The following is a 25,928-nucleotide window of genomic DNA, read 5'->3' as shown; positions in this document are numbered from 1 at the left end:
TTTCAATGGGATGAGTCATCATGAGTATTTTCAGCAGCGATTCCCGCACCAACTGGGCCCAGGCATTCATTTCGGGCATCCCGTACGCCGCCTTTTCGGGCATGCAGGTGGTCGAGATCGGCCAGGGCTTTGTCACCCTGCTGCTGCCCGCCCGCGCCACCTGGACGGGCGACACCAAGCGCAACCTGATCCACGCCGGCTGCCTGAGCGTGCTGGCCGACACGGCCTGCGGCCTGGCCGTTGGCAGCGCGATGGAAGAGATGGAGCCCTTTGCCACGCTGGACCTGCGCATGGACTACCTGCGCCCGCCCGTGGCCAATGTGAACGTGACCTGCCGCGCCACCTGCCACCGCCTGTCGCGCAGCGTGGCCTTTGTGCGCGGCGAGCTGTTCCAGCTGGGGCAGCCCGACCCGGTGGCCACGGTGAACGCCACCTTCATGCGCGGCACCGCCAGCACCCGCAAGGCCCCGCCGCCCAAGCAGCCCACGCCGGCCGAGGCCGCCTCGCACCTGGTCTCGCCCACCAGCCTGGACACCAGCCACCACATCCGCAGCACCCCGGCCGAGACGCCTGAGACCCCGGCGCGCACGGGCGATCGCTCGCCCTATGTGAATTTCCTGGGCATTCACCAACAGGCCCAGGTGGACGCCGGCCCGGTGTTCCGCCTGCCCTTCCAGCGCGACCTGATCGGCAACCCGATGCTGCCGGCCCTGCACGGCGGCGTGCTGGCGGGCTTTGGCGAGACCGCCATGATCTTGCACCTGATGGACACGGTGCCCGGCATCCCGGATGCCCCGCGCAGTGTGGACTTTGCGATCGCCTACCTGCGCTCGGCCAAGCCGGTGGACACCTTTGCGCAGTGCACGACGGTGCGCCAGGGCAACCGCGTGGCGCTGGCCCAGGTGTCGATCTGGCAGGACGACCCGCAGCGCCCGGTGGCCAATGCCCGCGGCCACTTCCTGATGCCGCGCGAAGAGGAGTGAACGCGCGGCCGGTACCTCCAGGATCTCAGCCCTGGACCTGGGCGGCCAGCCAGTCGGCCACGGCCTGGCGCTGCGCCGGGTTGTAGCGCAGGCCCAGCTTGCTGCGGCGCCACAGCACATCGTCGGCGGTTTGCGCCCATTCGTGGCGGCGCAGGTAGAACAGCTCGGCCTCGTACAGGTCGGGGGCCACCTCGGCGCCCAGGTCGGCGCGGCTGCGCACGCCATCGAGCATCAGGTCGACCCGGCTGCCGTAGGCGCGGCTCCAACGCCGCGCCAGCCCGAGGTCCATCCAGGGGTGACGCTGGCGCAGGCGCGCCTGAAAGGCCGTCATCTGCGCCACCGGGGACGCCGGGATCAGGGCCGTGTCGCTGCCTGACTGCAGCAGGCCACCGGGCAAGAAGGCCTCGGTGGTCCAGTGGGCGCGCGGGTCGCCCAGCAGGGTGCCGACCTGGTCGGCCGCCTGCTCGGCCAGCACGCGGAAGGTGGTGAGCTTGCCACCCCACACGGTCAGCCAGGGCGCCGGCAGCATCTGCGCCTCCAGGCGGTAGTCACGCGTGACGGCAGCGGCGGCGCCTTGGGCATCGTCCAGCAGCGGGCGCACGCCGGCAAAGCGCCACACCACGTCGTCAGGACTGACCGGGCGACGCAGGTAGCGGCCCACGGCGGCACAGAGGTAGCGCACCTCCTCATCGCTCACGCGCACGTCGCCCGGGTCGCCGGGGTGGTCCACATCGGTGGTGCCCACCAGGGTGAAATCGCGCTCGTAGGGGATGGCGAACACGATGCGTCGGTCTTCGCCTTGCAGCAGGTAGGCGTGGTCGTGCTCGAACAGGCGGGGCACGACGATGTGGCTGCCCTTGACCAGGCGCAGGTGGGGAGACGGCGCGGCCCCTCGCCGGCCACCGGACGCGCCGGGCGCCACCCCCATGCCCCGGCGCAGCAGTTGTTCGGCCCAAGGACCGGCGGCGTTGACCACGGCGCGGGCCTGCACGGTCAGGGTGCGGGTGCTTCGTTCGGTGAAGGCATCGCGTCGCACCAGGGTGGCGCGCCAGCCGCCGCCATAGGCTTGCAGGGCTTCGCAGCGCGTGCGCGGCAGGATGTGGGCACCCTGCTCGGAGGCATCCAGGGCGCACAGCAGCACCAGGCGGGCGTCGTCCACCCAGCCATCGGTGTAGACGAAGCCTTGACGCCACTGACGGTGCAGGGGCTGACCCAAGGGGCTTTGGCTCAGGTCCACGGCCGCGCTGCCCGAGAGGAAGTCGCGCGGCGCCAGGTGGTCGTAGAGCCACAGGCCCAGGCGAATCAGCCAGGCCGGGCGCGTGCGCGGGTCGTGCGGCAACACGAAGGACAAGGGGCGCATGATGTGCGGTGCCGAACGCAGCAGGCGTTCGCGCTCCATCAAGGCCTTGCGCACCAGGCCGAACTCACCATGCTCCAGATAGCGCAGGCCGCCATGGATCAACTTGGTCGACGCCGAGGAGGTGTGGCTGCCCAGATCATCTTGCTCGCACAGCAGCACGCGCCAGCCGCGGCCGGCCAGGTCGCGGGCGATGCCCGCCCCGTTGATGCCGCCGCCCACGACCAACACATCACAGTGATGGTCGGCCTCGGGCAAGGGCGACGATGCGCGGTCGCTCATCGGGTTCAACGGCCGCCGTCGGTCCACCAGGCACGGGCTTGCTCCTGCCGGCGCAGGCGCAGGAACAGGTAGCCGCTGAACAGCAGCGAGAGCGCCGCAACGCCCGAGACCCCCACCAGCCAGACCGGGTGACGCGCGTCGATCAGCCCGATCGGCCGCTCCAGCCCCACCCCGGAGGCGGCGCCCGGGGCCCGCAAGGCCTCCTGGCGCAACTGGGTGACCAGTTTTTCCATCTCGTCCAGACGCTGCCGGTCCTGGGCCATCTGGGCCTGCAGGCGGTCCAGGTCCGAGCCGGCCTGGGAGCTGACCAGATTGGGCTGCACCCCGGACGCGGCCCCGCTGACCCCAGCGCCCGGCAAGGGCGCCATCACCGGCGTGACCGGGTCGAGTACCAGGCGTGACACCGGTGCCGGCTTGGGCTGCGGCGGACGCAGCACCACGGACGAGGCCTTGGTGGCCGGTGCCGCGGGCGCGGACGCGGGCTTGGCCGCAGGAGCCGGGACCGAGGCGGGCACTGCAGCGGGCGCTGGCGCCGCAGTCGGCTCCAGCACCGGTTCAGCCGCTCGCACAGGCGGCGCAGGCAAGACGGGAGGGGCTTTGGGGCGCGGGGCGGGAGCCGGCGACACGCGACGCACCGGCACCGGCCGTATCGCGCGGGGCGCCGCCTCCGAGTCTCGCGCCACAGCGGAAGGGCGGGTGGCGGCCCGCGGCGCGGTGGTGACCGACAGCGCCGCATCGCCCGCGCGTGCGCGCCCGCCGTCGCCCTCGGTCCCCACCGACGTGGTGGCCGGGCTCAGCACCACGGTGGGCACGAACTCGGGCGGGCTGGCGAACACAGTGAACTTGCGCGACAGGCGCGCGCCGCAGCCATAGGTGAGGCTCACCTCGATCAAGGGCTCGTTGATGGGCTGGATGGCGCGCACGGTCACCACCCGGTGGCGCCCCGTCTGCGGCGAGACGCCCAAGATCACCTTGCCCGCGTCGAGCCGGCTGTCGCCGTAAAACACCTCGGCTTGCGGACAGCCATCGTCGGTGTCCTCACCCACCTCCAGCTCCAGCGGAATGCTCATGCGCAAGGATTCGCCCAGAATGGCCCGGCTGTTCGGCACGCCCAGGCCCAGAGCCTGCGCCCCCCCCGAGGCCAACGCCATGGCCGCAGCGGCTACCGCGGAAACCTGTTTCCACTGCTTCATCTTGTGTCGGACCCTGCTGTAAGGATTTGTGTTTTGACTCTAGCACGAAGGGGTTGGCCGCAACAGCCGCGCAAATCCGGTGATCGCATCGGCACGACAACTGGCGCGCTTGGCATCTTTTATGTTGCAATCACTTCGTTGAGACGTCTTGCATGCGCCCTGTGGCGCGCCTTGGAGATCCCCCATGCCCTCTGCCACTCCCTGGAGCCCCAACCCGCGGCAGCAGGCCCTGCTCGATGAGGTGCGGGCGCGCGGGGCCGTGTCGGTGGAGCGGCTCGCGCAGCGCCTGGACGTGACGATGCAGACCGTGCGCCGCGACGTGCAGCGTCTGGCCGATGCCGGGCTGCTGCTGCGCTTTCATGGCGGGGTGAGCCTGCCGCGTGAAGCGCCCACCGTGGCCGCCTGGAAAGAGCGACAGGCCGTGCAGGCCGATGCCAAGGCGCGCATCGCCCGGTCGGTGGCCGCCGCCATCCCCGACGGCAGCAGCCTGATGATGGGCGTGGGCACCACGGTCGAGGCCGTGGCCCGCGAGCTGCTGAAAAAATCCGGCCTGCAGGTCATCACCGACAACCTGCACGTGGCCGGCCTGCTCAGCGAGCACCCTGACTGCAAGGTGCACGTGGCCGGCGGCATGCTGCGCGGGCGCGACAGCGCGCTCGAAGGCGACAGCACCGTGGCCTACCTGCAGCAGTTCAAGGTGGACATCTGCATCGTGACCGCCCTGGGCATCGACCCGGACGGCACCTTGCGCGACCGCGACCTGCGCGAGCTGCCTGCGGCCCAGGCCATGGTGGCCCAGGCCCGCGAGACCTGGCTGGTGGCCGACGTCAGCAAGTTCAGCCAGCCCGCGCTGGCCAAGGTGGGCCACCTGCAGGACATGAAGCGGGTGTTCACCGAAGCCCTGCCCCCGGCCCCCTTCCCGCAGCTGCTGCACGAATGGGGCGTGGCCCTGACCATCGCCTCCTGACCATGGCCCTCATCCTCGCCCTGGACCAGGGCACCTCCAGCTCCCGCAGCATCGTGTTCGACGAGCACGGCCACATCCTGGCCAGCGCCCAGCTCGAAACCCGCCAGCACTACCCGCACCCTGGCTGGGTCGAGCACGACCCGATGGAACTGTGGACCTCGCAGCGCGACACCGCCCACGCCGCGCTGGCGCAGCTGCGTAACCAGGGGCGCGACCTCAGCGAGGTCTACGCGCTGGGCATCACCAACCAGCGTGAGACCACGGTGCTGTGGCGCCGCGACACGGGCCAGCCGGTGGGCCCGGCCATCGTCTGGCAAGACCGCCGCACCGAAGCCCAATGTGCCCGCTGGCGCGAGCAGGGCCTGGCCGACACGATCCGCGCCAAGACCGGACTGGTCATCGATCCGTATTTTTCCGGCAGCAAGCTGCAATGGCTGCTTGACCACATTGACGGGGCGCGGGCTGCTGCCCAACGTGGCGAGCTGGCCTTTGGCACCGTGGACAGCTGGCTGCTGTGGAACCTGACCGGTGGCACGGTGCACGCCACCGATGTGAGCAATGCCTCGCGCACCATGCTCTTGAACATCCACACGCAAGACTGGGACGACGAGCTGCTGCGCCTGATGGACATCCCGCGCGAGGTGCTGCCGCAGGTTCACCCATCCAGCCATGTCTACGGCGAGGCGCAGCCTGGCATCTGGGGCAGTGGCGACTTCCTCGCCGGGCTCGGCGCCCTGCCCATTGGCGGCATCGCCGGCGACCAGCAGGCGGCGCTCTTCGGTCAGGCAGGCTTTCAGGCCGGCATGGCCAAAAACACCTACGGCACCGGCTGCTTCATGCTGATGCACACCGGCGCCCAGACCCAGCCCTCGGCCAACGGCCTGCTGAGCACGGTGGCCGCGCAGCTGCCCGGCCAACGCGCGTATGCGCTGGAGGGCAGCGTGTTCATCGGCGGCGCGGTGGTGCAGTGGCTGCGTGACGGCCTGCGCGTGATGCGCACGGCCAGCGAGGCGCAGAGCCTGGCCGAGAGCGTGCCCGACAGCGGCGGCGTGATGTTCGTGCCCGCCTTTACCGGGCTGGGCGCGCCCTATTGGGACGGCGAGGCACGCGGCGCCATCGTGGGCTTGACGCGCGGCAGCACCGTGGCCCACATTGCGCGGGCCGCACTGGAGTCGATCGCGTTTCAGAGCGCGGCGCTGCTGCAGGCCATGAGCCGCGATGCCGTGGCCTCGGGCTGTTGCGCCCTGCATGAGCTGCGGGTCGATGGCGGCGCCTGCGTCAACAACCTGCTGATGCAGTTCCAGGCCGACCTGCTGGGCATCCCGGTGGTGCGCCCCCAGGTCGTGGAGACCACGGCGCTGGGCGCGTCCTACCTGGCGGGCCTGAGCACCGGCGTCTATGCCGACACCGAGGTGATCGGTCGGCAGTGGCGCGTCGAGCGCACCTTCGAGCCGCAACTCTCGCGCGACGAGGCGGATGCCCGCATGGCCGAGTGGGCGCATGCGGTGCGCCAGGCCTGCACGCGCTGAGCTCATCCGGTGCGGTCCGTGGTCAACGGCTCATGCCACCCCGGGCTCAGAACCCCGCTTCCCGGATGAAGACCGACAATCCGGTCCTCAGCAGCGGGGCCAACAACGGCTCGGCACTGGAAGAGACGTACACACGCCCCCGCCATTTGAACGTGTTGAGGTGCTCTGCATCCTGCTCATCGCGTGGCATGAACTCGACGCGGTAGTAGGCCCCTTCCGGGAAGAACTGGCCTTTCTGTTCTCGCACCATCACACTGCCACCAAAGTGGGACGCCAGTTCTGGCTCGGCCAGCGTGCGCACCCGGTCGGAGTGAATCTTGTCGACCTTCAGGCGGAGCGTCGGCCCGACCCCGCTGTCCGGCACGAAGACAGCACTGCGCCCGGCCTGCAGGCGCCGCACATCCACATCCCGCACATAAGCCACGACCCGCACGCCACCGCGCCCCACCAGCACGCCCAGCTTTTCGCTGTGGAGCAGCCACTGGCCCGGCTTCAGATCCGGGTCCATCACATGCAACTGCCCCTCAAACGGGGCCGTCACTCGGTAATTGCTCAGGTCCGAGCGGATCACCATTCCCTCGGCCGTGGTCACCCCGCTTTGCGCCGTGAGCGATGCCCACTGACCCAGCATCTCGGGGTTCATCGTGGCCACACCCGATTGCCATTGCGCTGAGGCTTGCCGCGCTTCATTGGCCTCGCTTTGTGACGTGAGTTGCGGCGCATCGAACACAAAGAGCGGATGGTCTTGGGCACGGTCTCTCTCGTGCCCACCAGACAGCAGCATCGCCCCCTTGGGCGCATACACCGCATGCAACTGCTGTGGCACCACCACCGCGGAGGCCACCACGCGCCCCGGGACGGGCAGCACGCCCATCAGCATGAACACCCCGGCCAACGCGCCCAGCAGCAACGTGCGCCGCTTGGGCACCACATCGCCCCACCGCGCACGCCACACGCCCAGTTCAGCCGCCAAAGGCTTGGCCACGAACCAGACGATTTCCACCACGAACAGCAAGATGCCCACCAGCTTGATGAAGAACTGGTAGACAAGCACCGCGATGCCCAAAAACAGGACCAAGCGGTACAGCCAGGTCGCCCACGCAAACGCGATCAGGCAGGCCTGCTGCCGGGGCGCAAACGACTCGGGCACCGGATCGTGCAGCCCCAGCATCACCTTGCGCAAGTGCCAGCGGGCGAGCGCAAACGATCGCCCATGCAGGTTCGGGAACTGCAGCCAGTCCATCAAGATGAAATAGCCGTCAAAGCGCATGAACGGGCTCACGTTGATCAGCACCGTGGACACCCAGGTGGTGGTCGACAGCAGGAACAGCATGCTGCGCAGCATGCCGTCTGGCACCAGCACCCACAGGAACGTGGCCCACAGCGCCACCCCCAACTCGGTCAGCACCCCGGCACTGGATACCGCCAGCCGCTGGCGGTGATCCTTGAGCCGCCACACATCGTTCGTGTCGGTGTAGAGCACCGGCCACATCACCAAAAATGCCAGCCCCATGGTTGGCACCTGGCTGCCAAAGCGCTTGGCGGTGTAGGCATGGCCAAACTCATGCAGCACTTTCACGCAGGCCAAGGTCAGCCCATACGCCAACAGTCCCTGCCAGCTGAAGAAGTCCACCAGCGTGTGCGTGAACCCCTCCCACTGACGGATCACACCCAGCAGCCCCATCACGCCAGCCAGCAGGGTCAGCCACGCAAACCCACGTGAGTACACCCAACCTGTCCAGCGCTGGGTCTGGTTCAAGAAGGCATCGGGCCTGATCAAGGGCACCCTGAAAAACAGGTAGTTGTGCAGCAGCCAGGCCCACCAGGAGCCCGCCATCTGTGCCCGGCTGCGGGCCATCAGGCCTGCGGCCCCGGCGGCCACCTGCAACAGCTGATGCCGGTTCAGAAACTGGACCAGATGATCCAGATCGGCCTCGCTCACATGCACACGGCCGCGCTGACGCACCTGTTCCAGCAACGCAGCTGGGGAAACCTGGCCCCAGCTGCGCAGCAGCTCAAAGCTCACCCAGTCCAGATTGAAATACTGATTGCGTACGGGGTCGTGGATCAGCCAGCTGGGGCTGCCCCCGGCACCGACGCCGCCTTCGATCAGCTCCAACTCTTGCCGCAGCTCCGGCAACATAGCTTGCGGGTTCATCAGATCAACAAGTGCCCGCGAATCACGGCCAAGGGCTTGCGCAGCAGCCAGTAGACCAACGGCACCCGCCCCGCAGACACCCGCGCCACACCCTTGGCCCCCACCCTGAACGCCGACGGACCGGTCAGGCTGGCCCGCATCCGATAGGCGAAGGTGCCGTCAGGGCGAGCTTGGGCCTCGTAACCCAACCAGCGCAGCTTCGCGTCCAGCGTATCGAGCGGACTGGCGGCCAGAAACAACTTGGCCTCATCGCCCGCCTTGAGGGGCACGGCATCGGCCAGATTCACCCACACTTCCAGCTCTACATCGGCGGGGTCGGCCATGCGCACCACGCGCTCGCCCGTTTGCACCGGCTTGCCGATCCACTCGGACACGTCATTGAACAGCACCACGCCGGCTTGTGGCGCGGTCACCGTGGTGCGGTTGACCTGCTCAGTCAGAAACCGAAGCTCGGTCTCTCTCTCTTGCACCTTGCCCACCAGACTGGCGAGCTGAAACTTGGCCCGCGCGTCCGTGAGCGCGGCCTGCGCCGTCTGGCGGTACTCGGCCTGAGCCGCGGCCAGACTCTGCTGCGCCACCATCAAGCGGCTGCGCACCACCTCGTTGTCGTAGCTGAACAAGGCCTCTCCCGCCTTGACAAGCTGGTTGGGCGAGACATGGAACTCGTGAATCACCCCGTCCAGCGGCGCGCGCACCACCAAGGGTTCGCGCGGCACCAGTTCCCCCTCCCCCACCACGGTCAGGCGCACGGGACACAGCAGCACCAGCAAGAGCAAGACCAGCGCCCACAGGCTGCGCGACCTGGGCCAGCCACGCTGCGGCCTTTGTTGCTGAAACCAGTGGCGCACGGCGCCCATGACCGATTGGGACGCCACCCTGCGCAGGCGGTCGGCCGCCAGCGACCACACCGCCACCCACTCCTGCCACAAAGGCAGGCGGTGTGTGTCCAGCGCATCGTCGGCCACCAGCAGCCCGCCAGACAGGCCCAGCCCCAAAGGCATCCACCAGACCTGGGCCGGCATCCAGCGCCCCCAACCCTCTTGCAAGGCCTCAGGCAAGTCCTGGACAGACAGCGTCTGGAACGCCAGATCGGGCTTGCCCGACAGGTGTTCACACAGCCGGCCAGCCCACTGCATGAAGGGACTGTGCCGCTCGGGCATGATCACACCCGACAGATGGCTCACACCCTGAGCCTGCCACCACAGCAGGGCTTGCCGGTATCCCGAGAGCGCAGTGGAATCGTTGACCAGCAAAAAGCCCAACTCGTCCAGGCTCTCCGCCTGCCGGGCCTTCTGGCCCAGGCCTACCAGCGACAGCAAGGGATTGGCGGGCGGGGTCTCCGTGCTCATGCGCGCCCACGCTCGGCGTGGCTCGCGGCAAACGCCTTGCTCAGCGCAGCCAAGTCGGCCAGGGTGCCTGCGGGCCTGTCGGCCAGGCGGATCTGCTCGGACAGCGCCATTCGACCCAACTTGACCGGCTGCTCGACCGCGCTAGCGTGGCGCGCTTTGTCCTTGAGCTTGATCACCACGGTGATGCTGGCTGTCTGCCCCTTGTCATCCACCGCCGTGATGACCACCTTCAACTGCTTGACGCGCTCGTCGACCTCCTCGTCAAATGTGAAGGTTCCCGTGGCTGGATCGAAGTGCAGGTAACCGGGCAGCGGGCGACCATCGGCCAGACGGGCAGACAAAGTCACCAGGGCGGCCGCATCGCTGTGCCCAAAGCTGCCTTCTGGCAACGTGAAGGTGAGCTGTTCGCCGCGTTCGATCACCACCTCGTGGGTGGGCACCAAGGCACGCAGGCCCGCCCCTGTCGAACCGGCGGAGCCGTCCATTCCCAAGCGCACCGCGGCCGGTGACGACGTTGTCGCCACAGACTCGGGCACCCAAAGTGACGCACCGTTCAACGCGGCCATGTCCGCCGCAAACCCCGGGATGGCCTGGACCGTGCCACTGGACAGGAAGCTCAAACCGGGTGCCTGAGCCTCACCGCCCTCCGTAGCCGTCGGCGTTTGCGCCGAAGGGCTGAGGGCCGCCCCCCCTGCCAAGCCTGCAGGCGCCTCCGAGGAGAGCACCGGGACCGGTGGGGAATTGACCGTCACGACAAAGTCCTGATAACTGACATTGCCGGCCGCATCGGCCGCACTCACGCGGATGTTGTAAGACCCGGCCGCCAGCTGTGCGCGGCTCTGCAGCACCCCGCCGGCCAACACAAAGCGGGCGTTGTCGGCGTCGTTCGTGCCGTTGCCTGCCACCAGGGCATAGCTGACGGCCTGGCTGTCCAGGGACGACAGGGACGCCACCGTGGTGTTGGTGCCCGTGGCCACATCCATCACGCTGCTGGCGCTCAGGGCGATTGCCGTCGGTGCCGTGACGTCGATGGTGACGACCAATCCTGTGGAGGCCGGGCTCGTGTTGCCGGCCGCATCCGTCGCCTTGACCGTCAAGCTGTGGCTGCCTTCGGCCAACGTGCTGCTGGTGATGCTCCACACACCGCCGATGGCCGTTGCCGTGCCCAGCACGGTGGTGCCGTCGGTGTCGTACAGCGTGACCAGGCTGCCGCTTTCGGCGGTGCCGGTGAAGGTCGGCGTGGTCACGCGGGTCAGATTGTCGCTGCTGGAGTTGCCGCTGTCGCTAGCGGCGTGGAGCGTCGGTGCCGCCGGGATGGCCGGCGCCGTGGTGTCGATGGTCAAGGTGAGCGCGCTGGAGGCAACGCTGATGTTGCCGGCCGCATCCGTCGCCTTGACCGTCACGCTGTGGCTGCCTTCGGCCAACGTGCTGCTGGTGATGCTCCACACACCGCCGGTGGCCGTTGCCGTGCCGAGCACGGTGGTGCCGTCGGTGTCGTACAGCGTGACCAGGCTGCCGCTTTCGGCGGTGCCGGTGAAGGTCGGCGTGGTCACGCGGGTCAGATTGTCGCTGCTGGAGTTGCCGCTGTCGCTAGCGGCGTGGAGCGTCGGTGCCGCCGGGATGGCCGGCGCCATGGTGTCGATGGTCAAGGTGAGCGCGCTGGAGGCAACGCTGATGTTGCCGGCCGCATCCGTCGCCTTGGCCGTCACGCTGTGGCTGCCTTCGGCCAACGTGCTGCTGGTGATGCTCCACACACCGCCGGTGGCCGTTGCCGTGCCGAGCACGGTGGTGCCGTCGGTGTCGTACAGCGTGACCAGGCTGCCGCTTTCGGCGGTGCCGGTGAAGGTCGGCGTGGTCACGCGGGTCAGATTGTCGCTGCTGGAGTTGCCGCTGTCGCTGGCCGGGTTGAGGGTCGGTGCCACCGGCGTGGCAGGTGCGGTGGTATCGATGGTCAGGGTGAGCGCGCTGGAGGCAACGCTGACATTGCCGGCCGCGTCCGTCACCTTGGCGGTCAAGGTGTGCCCCCCCGCACCGAGCGCGCTGGAGGTGATGCTCCAGTTGCCCGAGCCATCGACCGTCGCCGCGCCCAACACGGTCGTGCCATCGGTGTCGTACAAGGTCACTGTGCCGCCGGGCTCCGCCGTACCGGTGATGGTCGGCATGGCGATGTTGGTAATGTTGTCGGTGCTGCTGAGGCCTGAATCAGAGGCCGCCGTCATGTCCAGGCCAGCTGGCGCTGTGGGCGCCGTCGTGTCCAGCGTGTAGCTCTGCCCGCTGGTATACCCGCTGCTCACAGGCTGTGTGCCTGCGTTCTGGATCCCGGTGCCGGTGCTGTTCAGGTCCAAGCGCAGCGTGCCATCGCCAGACAAGGACTGAACCGTGACGGTATAGGTGGCGCCACTGCCCGTGACGCTGGTGATCGAGCCGGATGCCGAACCGGTTGTCACCAAGGTGAAGTCGCTGGCATCCACGCCCGTGACCGCTTCATTGAACGTCACGGTGTAAGCCACGCTGCTGCCATTGGTCAACGCTGTGGCACCCGTGCGATTGATACTGGTCACATGGGGGCTCTGTTTGACCGTGATGGCGATGGTATCGATGTCGGTCTGAGCTCCGCCCGTTCCTGAAAGCCCCAGGTCGTTGCTGATGATATGCAGGGCTGCTGCACCGTGGTAGCCCACAGTGGGAGAGAACGCCATGCCGTTCAGCGCGGCATTGATGGCGGCCTGCGTGCCCGAGAAAGTCATGCTGGCGTCTGCCGTGCCGTCACCGCTGGCAAAGCTCAGCCCGGCTGTGCCGCTCAGGGTGAGCAGGCCGTTGGACGCGGTGAGCGTGACCTGAAGGATGCCGGCACCGGCATCCACATCCGAGATGCTGATCGGGTTGCCGTTGCCGCTGCTGAAGACCAGGCTGGCATCCTGATCCACCGACTGTGCGGCAGGCAGGCTGTTGACCGGGGCATCGTTGACCGCGGTGACTGCCAGGGTCAGGGTGGTGGAGTCGGTCAGGGCGCCGCCGCTGCCGGTGTTGCCGCCGTCGTTGATGCTGATCGAGAGCACCACGTTGGCGGTGGCATTGGCGGCGGTCTGGAAACTGAGCTGGCCGGCGGCGATGAAGGCGTTGAGGTCGGCCAGGCTGCCGCTGAGGGTCAGTGCGCTGCTGGTGCCCCACACGGTCACTGCGCCGCTACTGGTGGCACTCAGGGTGCCGCTCGGCACTGAGAAGGTCGCAGTCACGGTACTTGAACCGGCATCCGGGTCGGCGAAGCTGATGCTGGTGAGTGCGCTGCTGACATCCTCGCTGACGGCGATGCTCGGCGGTGCGGTGATCAGCGGCGCATCGTTGACCGCGGAGACCTGCAGGGTGACGGTCTGGCTGTCGGTCTGCGCGCCGCCGCTGCCGGTATTGCCGCCGTCGTCGATGCCGATCGTGAGCGTCACGTTGGCGGTGGCATTGGCCGCAGTGGCGAAGGACAGGTTGTTGCCGGCGATGAAGGCATTGACGTTGGCCAGGGTGCCGGTCATCGTCAGGCTGCTGCTGCCCGAGCCCAGAACGGTCACTGCCCCGCTACTGGTGGCGGCCAGCATGCCGCTGGGCACCGAGAAGGAGGCGGTGATGACACCGGCAGCTGCGTCGGGGTCGCTGAAACTGATGCCGGTGAGGACGCTAGCCTGGTCTTCGGTCACGCTCAGGGTGGCCGGTGCAGTGATCTGCGGTGCGTCGTTCACGGCAGTGACGTTGAGCACTTTGGTCGCGACGTCGCTGTCGACAGTGCCATCGTTGACGCGGAAACTGATGGTGCGCGCGGCTGTGCTGGGGGCGTCCGAGCCATTGCTGTAGGTGACGCTGCGCAGCGCTGCCTGCCATTGCGCCAGGGTGGCGGTGGCGCCCGCCGAGGTGAGGGTGAGAACTCCGGTGCCGGAGTCGTAGCTGGCGCTGATGTTACCCATGCTGCCGTCATTGACGAAGGCGAGTACGTCCTGGCCGCTGGAGAAGTTGCCGGTGATGGCCACGCGGGCGCCGGCCAGCGTGGCGTTGTCGACGTCGCTCAGCGTCAGGCTGGCGTCGATCACGCTGCCGCCAGCGTTCTCGATGAAGCTGCTGTTGCCGCCAGATGTCGTGAGCACGGGTGCATCGTTCACGGCGGTGATCGTGAGCGTGACGGTGGCATCGTTCGAGTATGCCGATCCATCGTGAGCACGATAGGTGAAGGAGTCTGTGCCGTAGTAGTTGGCGCTCGGGGTGTAGCTGAATGTGCCGTTGGCGTTGAGCGTCAGGCTGCCGTGGGCAGGGCCTGAGACGAGCGAGGCAGTGAGGGTATTGCCGTCGGCATCCGCATCGTTGGTGAGGACCGAGCCCCCTGTCAACGAACTGTTTTCGTTGAGTGAGTAACTGTCATTGTTCGCTACAGGTGCACTGTTCGCATTGCTGACGGTAATACCGTTGCCCGTCATATCAGCAATCACCACGGCAGCATCCGCGCCTGCCAACCAATCCTCTGCAGCGGCCAGGTTGTAGGTGGTGCCCCCGGTTGAACTGGTACCGTTGCGGTTGAGCACCCCCTGCAATGCATTGCGGTCTGTGGCGCTGAGCGTGAGGGTGAAGCTGGTGCCGCTGGTGATCTCGACATTTGCCGTATCGGTCAGGGTATAGGTCAAGCCAGCCTGGCCAGTGACCGTGAACTTGCTGGCGATGATGTCGTTGCTGGCGCCACTTACTTGGGTGAAGCCGGATCCGTTTACCGTCAGCGTGCCGGTGGCTGCGTCGTAGGTGGACGAGGTAATCACCGGTACAGGGACGTTGGCGACGGTGATGGCATTGGTCACATCGTCGATGTTGCCGCCGGTGATGACGCTGTTCCAGTCATCGGCTGCAGCGAGGTTGTAGCTCGTGCCACTGGTGGATGCCGAGCCGTTCTTGTTGAACAGCGATTCCACTGCTGCCCGGTCTGTACCGGCCAGCGTGATGGAAAAGCTGGTGCCGGAAGTGATCTCGACATTGCCCGTGGTGGCCAGCGTGTAAGTCGCGCCTCCTTCACCAGTGATGGTGAGCTTGCTGGCGGTGATGTCGTTGGTGGCGCCAAGGGTCTTGACCAGATTGGCGCCGGTCACTGTCAGCACATGGGTGGTCACGTCATAGCTGGCCGACGTGATGGTGGGCGCGATGACGTTGGAAACAGTGATGCCGTTGCCCACGAGGTCCGCGCCGGAGGCGCCGGTCGCATTCCAATTGGCCGCGGCAGACAAATTGAACGTCATCGCATTCACCGCGCTGGTGCCGTCCTTGTTGAGGATGCCGTTGATGGCCAGCTTGTCTACGGCGTTGAGCGTGACCGAGAAAGCCGTGGCGCTGACGGCTGAGACGTTGGCGGAGGTCAGCGTGTAACTGCCGCCTTGGCCTGTGATACTCAATTTGGACACATCGATGACGTCGCCGGCGACCATGCTCGTGCCGGTGACGGACAGCACGCCGGTGCTGGCGCTGTAGGTGGCACCCGAGATGCTGCTACCAGTAGGCACGGCATCGGCAAAGCCGATGTTGTCGATGGCCACGTACACGTTCTGCCCGCCGCTATCGGTGATGCGCACCTCATCGACGTTCTGGAAGATGGAGGCGGTGAGGCCGTTGGACTGCGTGATGTCGGTGATGTAGTCGCCGTCCATCGCGATGGTCACCCAGCCGGTACTCTGGTCATCGCGGAAACCCTCGAACCGGAGGCTGGAGTGTGCGCCGAGGTAGTTCACCACCTTGATGCCGGTGAACGAGAACCCCACCTGGTCCTGGCTGCGGATGACGATGGAGGGTGATCCATTCCCGGACTCATAGGCGATACCTTCATCGGCCGAGGTCACGCCGTCGATGAAGAGGTCGGTGTAGTAGCCCCACGCGGCCCCATTGCTGGTGTTGCCGCCAGCATAGGCGCTGTAGATCTCGATCGTGACCCCGGTGATGTCGGAGGAGTTGGCTTGGCCGTCGTTGACCGCGGTTCCGAGGCTCACGTCAGCGCCTGAAAAGTTCAGGGTCCCCGCGAACAGGCGGCCTGCGAACTGCTGCTGCGCCGTGGTCGAGAACGGCAGGGTGGCTTCGATGCCGCCGGTCGAGGTTTCGAGAGTCCAGTTGCCACCGGTGGCGGCGGATCCGGTGGCATCCGTCGAAGCGGCCACGTCGGCTTGCGTCAACTGCGCCAGCCGGTCGATGAAGGTCTGGCCAGCCGCACCCTGGCCGATGTCGCAGCCGTACAGCAGGATGTCGCCCGACTCGCTGAGGCTGGCGCCAATGATGGCCAGCACCTGCGCATGGGTGTCGAGGCTGGCAGCGTCGAACGTGACGCCGCCCAGCGTGAACTGGCCCTGCAGGCCATGTCCGACGATGTGAATGGCGTCGATGTCGGTACGCCCCGCGAGGGCGTCGGCGATGGCCTGCAGGCCGTCCTGGCCCGCACCGATGAGCACGAACTCGGCTGAGGAAGCGAGGCCAGCCAGAAGCGTCTGGTAGTCGGTCACACGGGTGTCGACGAACACCACCTCTTTGCGGCCACCGTTCACCGACGGCTCCACCGTTTTGACCCCATCCGGCGCAGCGACCGCTGCCGCTTCGGCCAAGCTCGCCAGCCCCCCATCGACCGCAGGCGCATCGGTGTGAGTGGCTTCGGGCGTGTACTGCGGATCCGTCACCGCGGACACCGCTGCCGCATCGAACATGAAGCGCTGCTCCAGCGCCATGGGACGGACTTGGGCGAGCTGCGAATCGCTCAGGAAGTGGCGGGTGGGCTTGTTCATGTCGAAATCGTTTCCTGCGGGTACTTCACTGGGCCAACGCGATGCGGCCACTCATGCCGGCCATGAGTTCGGCGGGGCGGCCGTCGATCACCGCCGTCACCTTGATGGACTGGCTGACGGGGTCCACCCGGGCGCCCAGGCGGCTCACGCGGGCGTTGTAGGTCTGGCCGGTGTCATCCACCCGCACGCGCACGGCACCCTTGCCACGCAGCGTGGGCAGCCAGCTGGACGGCGCAATGAACTCGAGCTCCAGCACGCTGTCGTCGATGATGTCGAGCAGGGCCTGGCCGGTCTGTACAAACTGCTCTTCGCGCACCTTCTGCTCGGCCACACGGCCGCTGAACGGGGCGATGACCTTGCACTTGCTCACCACCGTTCGGGCGGCCTTGGCCTCGGCTTGGGCTTTCAGGGCTTCCGCTTGCGAGACCTGCAGCTCCACCTTGCCGATGGCCGCATGCTTGATCATTTCCTGATTGGCTTCCAGCGTGATGTTGGCCGCCTGGATGGCGGCTTGCGCCCGGTCCAGTTGGCTTTGCTGCATCGCGCAGTCAAACGTGATCAGGGTCTGGCCAGCCTTGAAGGCCCCGCCTTCTTTGGGATAGACCTTGAGCACCTTGGCCGGGATCTCGGCCGCCAGTGTGGTGTAGCGGCGCGGGCTGAGCTGGCCGCGCACTTCACGCGCGTCCAGCAAAGCGGTCGGGGCCGCAGCAGGCTGGGGGCGGACCGTGGCCGGCACGGGCGGCTTGGCTTGTGAGTGGGCAGCGCCGTGTGCCCCCATGCACAGGGCCACGACCGCCACCGCGCCACGCCAGCGCGTACCGGCTCGCAGAGCGGTCACCATGACAGGCCTCCGGGCAGCTTGGGCAGCTCGGCCTTCTCCCAGGTTTCGAGGCTTCGCTGTACCGCTTGCACCACCTCGGGCAGAGGCTTGTTCTCCGTCGCATTCACCAGTGGCTCCAGGCCCAAAGTGGCTTGCAGGCGCGAGGCGGCGGCCTGTGCGTTGGACAGCGCCTGATAGCGACGCAGCGAAGACAGGATGCTGGCGGTCTGCTGGGCCACGCTGTCCTGACGGGACTGCGCCTCGGCCTTGGCGCGCGCCGCGACCACTTCGGCCATTCGGGCGTCCACGCGAGCGATCTTGTCGGCGCGCTGGTACTGCTTGGCCGCGTTGGCGTAATTCAAGCGTGCAATGTGCACCTGAGAGATGACCGCCATCTGTGTGGCCACCTGCCGCTGGTCGGCCATCGACACACCCATGTCGGCCAGGCGCTTGGCAGTGGGCGCACTGAGGATGCCCAGCAGGTTGAACGAGATTTGGGCCCCCGCTTCGGTCCAGCGCTGGTTGACGATGTACTCGTCGTCGGTGCTCTTGGTGCCGTAGCTGAAGGAGACGCCCGGGAACATCTTGACGATGACCTTTTTGGCTTCGTCACGGGCGATGCGGACGTTGTAGAGGCTCTCGCGCATGTCCGGGTTGTTGACCAGGGCCTGCAACTCCATGTCGGCCGGATTCATGTCCAGCCATTGGGTGTGGATCTGGGCCTGGGGCTCCACCACGGTGAAGGTGCTGCCCACGGGCAAGGCGGCCAATGTGGCCAACTCAACCCGGGCCGACGACAGTTCGTGCTCGACCAGTTCGAGCATGCGCAGGTTTTCCAGCAACTGACGTTGGTAGCGCAGCGGCTCCAGCGGCGAGCGCATGGCCGACGACGCGGCGGCTTCCGACCCGCTGAGTGCGGCTTCGGCCTCTTGCATGGTGTCGCGCACCGATTGACCCAGCTTCTCGGCGGCCACGACGCGCCAGTACGCGGTGCGCACGTCCTGCACCAGGTTGTGCAGTGCCTTGCGGCGGCGCTCGCCTGCAATCAGCACGCGGTCGCTACTTTGTTTGGCGGCGTAATAGCTCTGGCCAAAATCGAGCAGGCTCCAGGTGAAGCTGAGGTCGGTCGTGAGCGCCGAGCGTGAGCTAGAGAGCGTCGTGCCCGGCGTGATCGGCGAATTGGGGCCGGCACGCAGGTTGGTCAGCAGGTCCGAGTCGCGTGAGCGGTAGCCAGCGTTGGCCATGAGCTTGGGCAACAGATCGAAGTTGGCCAGGTCCAGCGTGCCGTGGGCCATGGCTTCTTCCATGACGCGTACCTGTCGCTCGGCGTTGTACTTGATCGCACGCGCTATCGCCTCTTCAAGCGTGAGGGGCCCGTTGATGGGATCCACCGCCTGGCCCTGCTGGGCTTTGACGGCCTTGGCCTGTTGAACGATGTCAGCTTCTTGCAAAGCCTCTGGCTTGAGGTTGGCGCAGCCCGCCAAGGTCATGACAGCCAGCGAGGTGGCCAGCAGTTTGAAGTAATGCATGCGGTTCATGAAATGCTCAGATCAGCCCGCCCATCGGGTGCCACGCACCCAAATGGGAACTCAAACTCTTGACGAATATGACATCGTCAAAGCTTGGCAGAATATATCGTCAAAGCTGCATGGTGACTTCACGACGCACCTGCCTTTGTGAATTTTCAGCAGGGAATATATGAATTATTGACACCCAGAAATTCGGATAATCGTTGGCCGATGTCCCAAATTCTGGGAATGCGCCAGGGGTCACCCTGGCTTCAGGGCAGGGATGGTCGCCAAGGGGGCCCATCTCCCAATCTCGGGCAGCGCACCTCATATACCTCTTGGGGTAATTTGAGTAGGCAGTACGTCGACGTATTCATGGGCGCCTTGCTTCTCGCACGGGATAATGGGCCGCAACGCGGTACCCGGCGGGGTAATTAAGCTCAGTGATATGGCGTCGTGAATATCGGGGCCGCTGTGCTGCGTGATCACCTTGGTCGATACTGACGGTTGCGCCAGCAATACCAGGCACAAGAAAAAAAAAGCAGCCCGAAGGCTGCCCAAAGCGCTCTGAAACCTGAATGCACGGTGCACCCTCCCAGGCGCACCGGCGGGTGGGTGCGTGTTCAACGCACCCGAAAGATCACATCTTGCACAGCGGCGAAGCGGCCGGCGTGATCGATGCGGGGAAGGTCTGCTCGATCACCGGGCGCAGCACGCCATCGGCGGTCTTCACACGGGCCACGTAGTTCGGGATCACCATCTGGTTGTCGGCGGCACGCACGGTGGCCTTGCCGTACAGCGTGTCCACGGTGGCACCGCGCAGGGCCTTGGTCACCGCTTCCGGCTCGACGCTCTTGGCCAGCTTCACGCCCTGGAACAGCACCAGCGCACCGTTGTAGGCCTGGCCTTCGGTGTCGGTGGGCAGGCGACCATTCTTGGCCTTGAAGGCGGCCGCAAAGGCCTTGGAAGCCGGCGAGTTCACGTCAGGCGTGTAGCCCACGTTGCCGGGCACGCCGTCCAGCAGCTTGCCGGTGGCGTTGATGATGAAGTTGGACACCAGCGCGTGGCCGATCAGCGGGGTCTTCAGACCGAAGTCATTGGCCTGCTTGACGAAGTTGACACCGCCCGAGACGTCGGCGAACCAGATGGCGTCCACGCCCGCGGCCTTGAGCTGCTGGATGTAGGGCGCGTAGTCCTTGGTGCCCAGCGGAGCGAACAGCTTGAGGCTGACCTTCTTGCCCTGGGCCGTCACAGCGGCTTCAAAGGACTTGGCCGAGTCCTGGCCCCACACATAGTCGGCGGCCATGATGGCGAAGTTGTTGCCCTTGATGCCCTTGACCCACTGGTTGATCATCGCCAGGTCCATGGCGTCCGAGTGGTTGGTGCGGATGAAGCGGGGGTTGCAGGCGTCGGCGGTCAGCTTGTCGGCCTTTGCAATCGTGCCAATGAAGGCCGCATCCCAGCGGGTCAGGTTCTGGCTGATGGCCAGTGAGATCGACGAGGTGATCGGGCCGAGGATGAACTTGTAGCCGTCGCGGGTCAGCTTCTCGGCGGCACGGCGGCCGGCGTCCGGCGTGCTTTCGTCGTCGCCTTCGGCCAGCTCGATCTTGCGGCCGTCCACGCCACCCTTGGCATTGGCCTCGTCGACCGCGAACTTGATGCCGGTGATGACGTCGGCCCCCATGGTGGAGAAGCCGCCCGACTTGGACGACACCAAAGCAATCTTCAGGGGATCCTTGGCCTGCGCCAGGGCAGCGGTCGGCAGGCTGGCGACCAGCACCACACCGGCCAGCAACTGGGTCATCTTCGTGTACTTGTTCATCAGGGTCTCCTCGAATCAAACAATGTCATGCCGGAGTCGGTCCGGCCGCCGATTCACCACATTCAGAAAAACTCACACCATCACGTGGTCTTCCAGGTCCTTGAGACCTTCACGCGAATTCACCACCTTGCCCTCGGCCACGACCGCGCCCTTGGCCATGGCCAGGTAGCGGTGCGCGACACGGGCCACCAGGCTCATGTTTTGCTCGATCAGCAGCAGGGCGGTGCCCTGGTCGGCAACCTGGTTGAAGATGTCGGCCAACTGGTCGACGATCACCGGGGCCAGGCCTTCGGTCGGCTCGTCGAGCAGAATCAGATCGGGGTTGGCCATCAAAGCGCGCCCCACCGCCACCATCTGCTGCTGACCGCCAGACAGCGCCGTGCCCGAGGTGTGGGCCCGCTCTTGCAGGATGGGGAAGAGCTTGTAGATCTCGGCCACAGTCCAGGGCCCCTTGCGGCCGGTGGCAGCGCCCAGTTGCAGGTTCTCTTCCACCGTCAGGTTGGCGATGATGCGGCGCCCCTGCGGCACCACGACGATGCCGTGCTGCGCGGCCATGTAGGCGCGCGGCTTGGTGATCTGCTTGCTGCCGAAGTGGATGTGGCCCGACTTCATCTGGGCCAGGCCCAGGATGGTGTTGACCACGGTGGTCTTGCCCACGCCGTTGCGGCCGATCAGGCCCACGCGCTCGCCCGCGTTCACATGCAGGCTCAGGCTGTGGAGGATGTGCGCCGAGCCGTAGTAGGACTGGACGCCTTGGAGGTTCAACAGAGCGGTCATGCGGTGCTCCCGAGGTAGGCTTCACGGACGCGCGGGTTGGCGCGGACTTCGGCGGGGGCGCCCTGGGCGATCACGCGGCCCAGCTCGAACACCGTGATGACATCGGAAATGCCAAACACCACGTCCATGTCGTGCTCGACCAGCAGCACCGACACCTCCCACTTGGAGGTCAAGGCCTGCAGGTGCTTGGCCAGATCGTGCGACTCCTTGACGGACAGGCCGGCCATCGGCTCGTCCAGCATCAGCACCTGGGGCCGACCCACCAGGGCCAGCGCCAGGTCCAGTCGGCGTTGTTCGCCATAGCCCAGGTCCTCGGCCACGATGTGGCCCAGACGGTCGAGGTCCAGCTCCTTGAGCACGGACTCGGCATCCTCGGCCGAGTTCTGCATGCCCATCTTGTAAGACGCCAGCTCCACCTGGGCCCGCACGGTCATGCCGTGGAAGATCGAGGTGCGCTGAAAGCTGCGCGACAGGCCGCGGGCGCGGCGCTCGACCGCCCCCAGATGGCTCACATCCTGACCCATCAGGGTCACCTTGCCGCGGGTCAGCGGACGACGACCGGTGATGGCGTCGATCACGGTGGACTTGCCCGCGCCGTTGGGGCCGATCAGGCCGCGGATCTGCCCCTTCTCCAGGGTCATGTCCACACCGTCCAGCGCCTTGACGCCACCGTAGTGGATGGCCACATCCTGGGCCTGCAATACATATTGGCTCATGGGTGTCTCCTGTGGCACTCAGTGGCTGATGGGCTGATGGGCCGCACCTGCGGGCTTCTTGCCCTTGAAGGCACGCGCGATGGCACCGGTGATCCCGTCGGGCGAGAACACGATGACCGCGATCAGCGCCACGCCGAAGATGGCATTGCTGTGTGTGGCGTACTCACCCAGCAGGTCCTTGAACAAGAAGTACACGATGGCGCCCACGATGGGTCCGACCGGTCGCTTGAAGCCACCCACCACCACCATCAGCAAGGTGATGGCCGAGACGCTCCAATGCAGGTTCTCGGGCGAGACGAAGCCGGTATTGAACGAGGACAGCAAGCCCGCGATGCCCGTGACCACGCCGGAGATGGCGAAGATGGCGGCGCGGGGCACCGTGGTGGTGATGCCGATGAAGCGGGCGCGCTCCTCGTTGTCACGGATGGCTTCGGTGATGGCGCCGAAACGCGTGCGGATGACCCACAGCAGGATGTAGGTGACGACCACCATCAGCACCCAGGCGATCATGAACAGCACGGCGGGCTTGAGCAGCACCGACTGCGAAAAGCCGAACACCTCATTGGGCCAGGCCACGCTCATGCCATCGGTGCCGCCGGTCATGCCGGTGGCGCGGGTGGCCAGCAGATAGGCCATCTGACCAATGGCCAGGGTCAGCATGCCGAAGGCAATGCCGGGCACGCGCACGATCACCAGGCCCATCAGGAAGCCCATCACCGCCAGGCCACCGAGCACCGCAAAGATGGCGACTTCGGCCGACATCCATTCCAGCTGCAGGATGACGCCCATGCCGTAGCCGGCCGCCCCGAAGAACAGGGCGTGGCCAAAACTGACCAAGCCGTTCTGGCGCAGCAGGAAGCCCACGCCCAAGGCCGAGATGGCATACACCACCGCCTGCGTGAACATCGCCAGCAGCGAGCTGGAGGTGACGAAGGTCATGATGCCCACGCCCAGGATCAGGGTCAGCACCGACAGGACGCTGACGCGAGACATACTCATGTACATGTGGTTCTCCAGGTCGATCAGGTGCGGCTGCCCATCAGGCCCGAAGGCTTCCAGATCAGCACGGCGATCATGAAGAGGAAGGGCAGCAGGACGGAGACACCGGGCAGGTAGACGGCGCCCAGGGCCTGCATCATCCCCAGCAGGATGGCGGCGATGAAGGCGCCGGCCAGCGAGCCCAGCCCCCCGATCACGACGACCACGAAGGAGTCGATCAGCACGTCCGAGCTCATGTGCGGCGACAGCGACAGGAAGGGACCGGCGACCACGCCGGCCAGCCCGGCCAAGGCACTGCCCAGGCCCACCACACCGGCGCTCAGCACGTCGGTGTTGACGCCTTGCATGGAGGTGGTGACCGGCTCGGTCGAAGCGGCGCGCACGAACAGGCCGATGCGCGAGAGGCGCAGCCACAGCGTCAGCCCCACCGCCACCGCGATGCCCGTGAACAACACGGCCATGCGGTAGGCCGGCAGTTCATGCCCGAACAGGTTCACCGAGAAGTTGAGCAGCTCGGGCGTGAAGATGGAGTAGTTGCCCTTGCCCCAGATCGCGACCACGAGGTCTTCCAGGATGAGCAGCAAGCCGAAGGTGACGAGCATCACGTTGAGCGGCTCGCGGTCTTGCAGCAGGCGGAAGCCATAGCGGTCGAGCAGCACGCCCACCACGGCCATGATGGCCGGTGCAGCCACCAGCGCCACCCAGAAGTTGCTGTGCAAAGCGACGGTGTAGCCCAGGTAGGCCCCGAGCATGTACAGCGCGCCGTGCGCGAAGTTCACGACGCGTCGCAGGCCATAGATCAAGGCCAGGCCCGAGCTCATCACGATGAGCAGGGCGCCATAGACCAGCCCGTTGAACAGGTTGATGGTCAACATAAAGAGTGTCTCCTGTCAGGAGGTGGTGCGGCATTGCGCCACACATGAAGCGGGCCCCTCCAGGCTTGTTCCCTGTCTGGGCACCCGGACGGACTCGCTGGGAGCGGATCAGAGAGACTGCGTCAGCTCCGGCACGGCCGTGAAGAGGTCGGCCACCAGGCCATAGTCGGCCACCTGGAAGATCGGCGCTTCCGTATCCTTGTTGATCGCGACGATCACCTTCGAATCCTTCATGCCGGCCAGGTGCTGGATGGCGCCCGAGATGCCGGCCGCGATGTAAAGCTGCGGCGCGACGATCTTGCCGGTCTGCCCCACTTGCCAGTCGTTGGGGGCGTAGCCCGCGTCGACCGCCGCGCGCGAGGCGCCCAGGGCTGCGCCGAGCTTGTCGGCCAGGGGCGTGAGCACCTCGCTGAACTTGTCGGCCGAACCCAGCGCACGGCCACCAGAGACGATGATCTTGGCGGCGGTCAGCTCGGGACGGTCGTTCTTGGCGATCTCGCTGCCCTGGAAGGTGCTCAGGCCCGAATCGGCCACGGCGTCCACGGTGGTCACGGTGGCGCTGCCACCGGTGACGGCGGCGGCGTCAAAGCCGGTGGTGCGCACGGTCAGCACCTTCACGGCGTCAAAGCTTTGCACGGTGGCGATGGCGTTGCCCGCGTAGATCGGGCGCTCGAAGGTGTCAGCGGAGATCACCTTGGTGACGTCACTGATCTGGGCCACGTCCAGGCGGGCCGCCACGCGCGGCGCCACGTTCTTGCCACCCGCCGTGGCGGGGAACAGGATGTGGCTGTAGGCGGAGGCCAGGCTCACGACCTGAGCCTTCACATTCTCGGCGAGGCCTTGGGCCAGGCTGGGGCCATCGGCGTGGATCACTTGGGTGACACCGGCGATCTGAGCGGCGGCGGCCGCTGCGGCACCGGCGTTGTGGCCGGCCACCAGCACGTGAACGTCGCCACCGCAAGCGGCGGCCGCGGTGACGGTGTTGAGGGTCGCGCCCTTGAGCGAGGCGTTGTCGTGTTCGGCAATGACGAGTGCGGTCATGTGTGTCTCCTCTTGAGCTGGTCTCACAGGACCTTGGCTTCGTTCTTCAGCTTGTCGACCAGGGTGGCCACATCGGCCACCTTGATGCCCGCCGAGCGCACCGGCGGCTCACTGACCTTGAGCGTCTTCAGGCGGGGGCTCACGTCCACCCCCAGATCGGCCGGTTTGAAGGTGTCCAAGGGCTTCTTCTTGGCCTTCATGATGTTGGGCAGCGTGACGTAGCGCGGCTCGTTCAGGCGCAGGTCGGTTGTCACCACGGCGGGGATCGACAGGGCCAGCGTTTCGGCGCCGCCGTCCACCTCACGGGTCACCAGCAGCTTGTCACCTTCCTTGGCGACCTTGGAGGCGAAGGTGGCTTGCGGCAGGTTGGCGAGCTCGGCCAGCATCTGGCCGGTCTGGTTGCTGTCGTCGTCAATGGCTTGCTTGCCGACGATGATCAAACCAGGCTGTTCCTTGTCCACAACGGCCTTGAGCAGCTTGGCCACGGCCAGGGGCTGCAGCTCGGCATCGCTCTCGACCAGGATGGCGCGGTCCGCGCCGATGGCCAGGGCGGTGCGCAGCACCTCCTGGCACTGTGCCACACCGCAAGACACGGCCACCACCTCGGTGACGATGCCTTGCTCTTTCAGGCGCACGGCCTCTTCGACGGCGATTTCGTCGAAGGGGTTCATGCTCATCTTGACGTTGGCGATGTCCACGCCGCTCTGGTCGGCCTTGACACGAACCTTCACGTTGTAGTCCACCACACGCTTGACGGCGACGAGTGCTTTCAT

General features: G+C 66.5%; 17 protein-coding genes. 3 read left to right on the top strand and 14 right to left on the bottom strand.

The genetic code is table 11. The annotated features are described in order from the left end of the window. The first annotated feature begins 20 nt into the window (after positions 1-20). Positions 21-983: a PaaI family thioesterase gene (locus AC3WW4_RS01985; RefSeq protein WP_488826717.1), complete on the top strand. Its 963-nt coding sequence runs from the start codon at positions 21-23 to the stop codon at positions 981-983. 25 nt (positions 984-1,008) lie between these two features. Here AC3WW4_RS01985 and glpD read toward each other — a convergent pair whose 3' ends face one another. Together glpD and AC3WW4_RS01975 are read right to left on the bottom strand one after the other, a co-directional pair. Continuing rightward, positions 1,009-2,622: a glycerol-3-phosphate dehydrogenase gene (gene glpD, locus AC3WW4_RS01980; protein WP_488826716.1), complete on the bottom strand. Its 1,614-nt coding sequence runs from the start codon at positions 2,620-2,622 to the stop codon at positions 1,009-1,011. 5 nt (positions 2,623-2,627) lie between these two features. After that, positions 2,628-3,815, bottom strand: a complete 1,188-nt coding sequence (locus tag AC3WW4_RS01975; protein ID WP_488826715.1) for a type IV pilus assembly protein FimV — start codon at positions 3,813-3,815, stop codon at positions 2,628-2,630. Positions 3,816-3,999: 184 nt separating this feature from the next. Between AC3WW4_RS01975 and AC3WW4_RS01970 the strand changes: the two genes are divergently transcribed. After that, positions 4,000-4,782, top strand: a complete 783-nt coding sequence (locus AC3WW4_RS01970) for a DeoR/GlpR family DNA-binding transcription regulator (RefSeq protein ID WP_488826714.1) — start codon at positions 4,000-4,002, stop codon at positions 4,780-4,782. Between the two features lie 2 nt (positions 4,783-4,784). Next, positions 4,785-6,311 carry a glycerol kinase GlpK gene (glpK, locus tag AC3WW4_RS01965; protein WP_488826713.1) on the top strand — a complete coding sequence of 509 codons (1,527 nt, stop codon included), beginning with the start codon at positions 4,785-4,787 and terminating at the stop codon, positions 6,309-6,311. A 46-nt stretch (positions 6,312-6,357) separates the two neighbouring features. Here glpK and AC3WW4_RS01960 read toward each other — a convergent pair whose 3' ends face one another. The 12 genes from AC3WW4_RS01960 to AC3WW4_RS01905 form a co-directional block, all read right to left on the bottom strand. Beyond that, positions 6,358-8,469 carry a secretion protein HylD gene (locus tag AC3WW4_RS01960; RefSeq protein ID WP_488826712.1) on the bottom strand — a complete coding sequence of 704 codons (2,112 nt, stop codon included), beginning with the start codon at positions 8,467-8,469 and terminating at the stop codon, positions 6,358-6,360. Next, complete coding sequence (locus AC3WW4_RS01955) at positions 8,469-9,818, bottom strand: efflux RND transporter periplasmic adaptor subunit (protein WP_488826711.1); 1,350 nt, start codon at positions 9,816-9,818, stop codon at positions 8,469-8,471. The genes AC3WW4_RS01960 and AC3WW4_RS01955 overlap by 1 nt, the downstream gene beginning before the upstream one ends. After that, complete coding sequence (locus tag AC3WW4_RS01950; protein ID WP_488826710.1) at positions 9,815-16,597, bottom strand: Ig-like domain-containing protein; 6,783 nt, start codon at positions 16,595-16,597, stop codon at positions 9,815-9,817. The genes AC3WW4_RS01955 and AC3WW4_RS01950 overlap by 4 nt, the downstream gene beginning before the upstream one ends. Before the next feature lie 25 nt (positions 16,598-16,622). Beyond that, positions 16,623-17,438 carry an efflux RND transporter periplasmic adaptor subunit gene (locus AC3WW4_RS01945; protein WP_488826709.1) on the bottom strand — a complete coding sequence of 272 codons (816 nt, stop codon included), beginning with the start codon at positions 17,436-17,438 and terminating at the stop codon, positions 16,623-16,625. Continuing rightward, complete coding sequence (locus AC3WW4_RS01940; protein ID WP_488826708.1) at positions 17,432-18,955, bottom strand: TolC family protein; 1,524 nt, start codon at positions 18,953-18,955, stop codon at positions 17,432-17,434. The genes AC3WW4_RS01945 and AC3WW4_RS01940 overlap by 7 nt, the downstream gene beginning before the upstream one ends. 610 nt (positions 18,956-19,565) lie before the next feature. Beyond that, entirely contained in the window at positions 19,566-20,747 is a 1,182-nt protein-coding gene (locus AC3WW4_RS01935) for an ABC transporter substrate-binding protein (RefSeq protein WP_306566742.1), read from the bottom strand. A 72-nt stretch (positions 20,748-20,819) separates the two neighbouring features. Next, positions 20,820-21,524, bottom strand: a complete 705-nt coding sequence (locus AC3WW4_RS01930) for an ABC transporter ATP-binding protein (RefSeq protein WP_488826707.1) — start codon at positions 21,522-21,524, stop codon at positions 20,820-20,822. Further along, complete coding sequence (locus AC3WW4_RS01925) at positions 21,521-22,240, bottom strand: ABC transporter ATP-binding protein (RefSeq protein ID WP_488826706.1); 720 nt, start codon at positions 22,238-22,240, stop codon at positions 21,521-21,523. The genes AC3WW4_RS01930 and AC3WW4_RS01925 overlap by 4 nt, the downstream gene beginning before the upstream one ends. Positions 22,241-22,258: 18 nt before the next feature. Beyond that, positions 22,259-23,239: a branched-chain amino acid ABC transporter permease gene (locus AC3WW4_RS01920; RefSeq protein ID WP_488826705.1), complete on the bottom strand. Its 981-nt coding sequence runs from the start codon at positions 23,237-23,239 to the stop codon at positions 22,259-22,261. A 23-nt stretch (positions 23,240-23,262) separates the two neighbouring features. Continuing rightward, positions 23,263-24,114: a branched-chain amino acid ABC transporter permease gene (locus tag AC3WW4_RS01915; RefSeq protein WP_488826704.1), complete on the bottom strand. Its 852-nt coding sequence runs from the start codon at positions 24,112-24,114 to the stop codon at positions 23,263-23,265. Positions 24,115-24,222: 108 nt separating this feature from the next. Continuing rightward, a complete protein-coding gene (locus AC3WW4_RS01910) occupies positions 24,223-25,155 on the bottom strand; it encodes an electron transfer flavoprotein subunit alpha/FixB family protein (RefSeq protein ID WP_488826703.1) in 933 nt (310 codons plus the stop codon). Positions 25,156-25,178: 23 nt separating this feature from the next. Next, positions 25,179-25,928: an electron transfer flavoprotein subunit beta/FixA family protein gene (locus AC3WW4_RS01905; RefSeq protein ID WP_488826702.1), complete on the bottom strand. Its 750-nt coding sequence runs from the start codon at positions 25,926-25,928 to the stop codon at positions 25,179-25,181.

Source organism: Aquabacterium sp. TM01 (assembly GCF_057808345.1).
The sequence above is the reverse complement of the archived record's forward strand: the minus strand, read 5'-3'. Positions and strand labels throughout refer to the sequence as shown.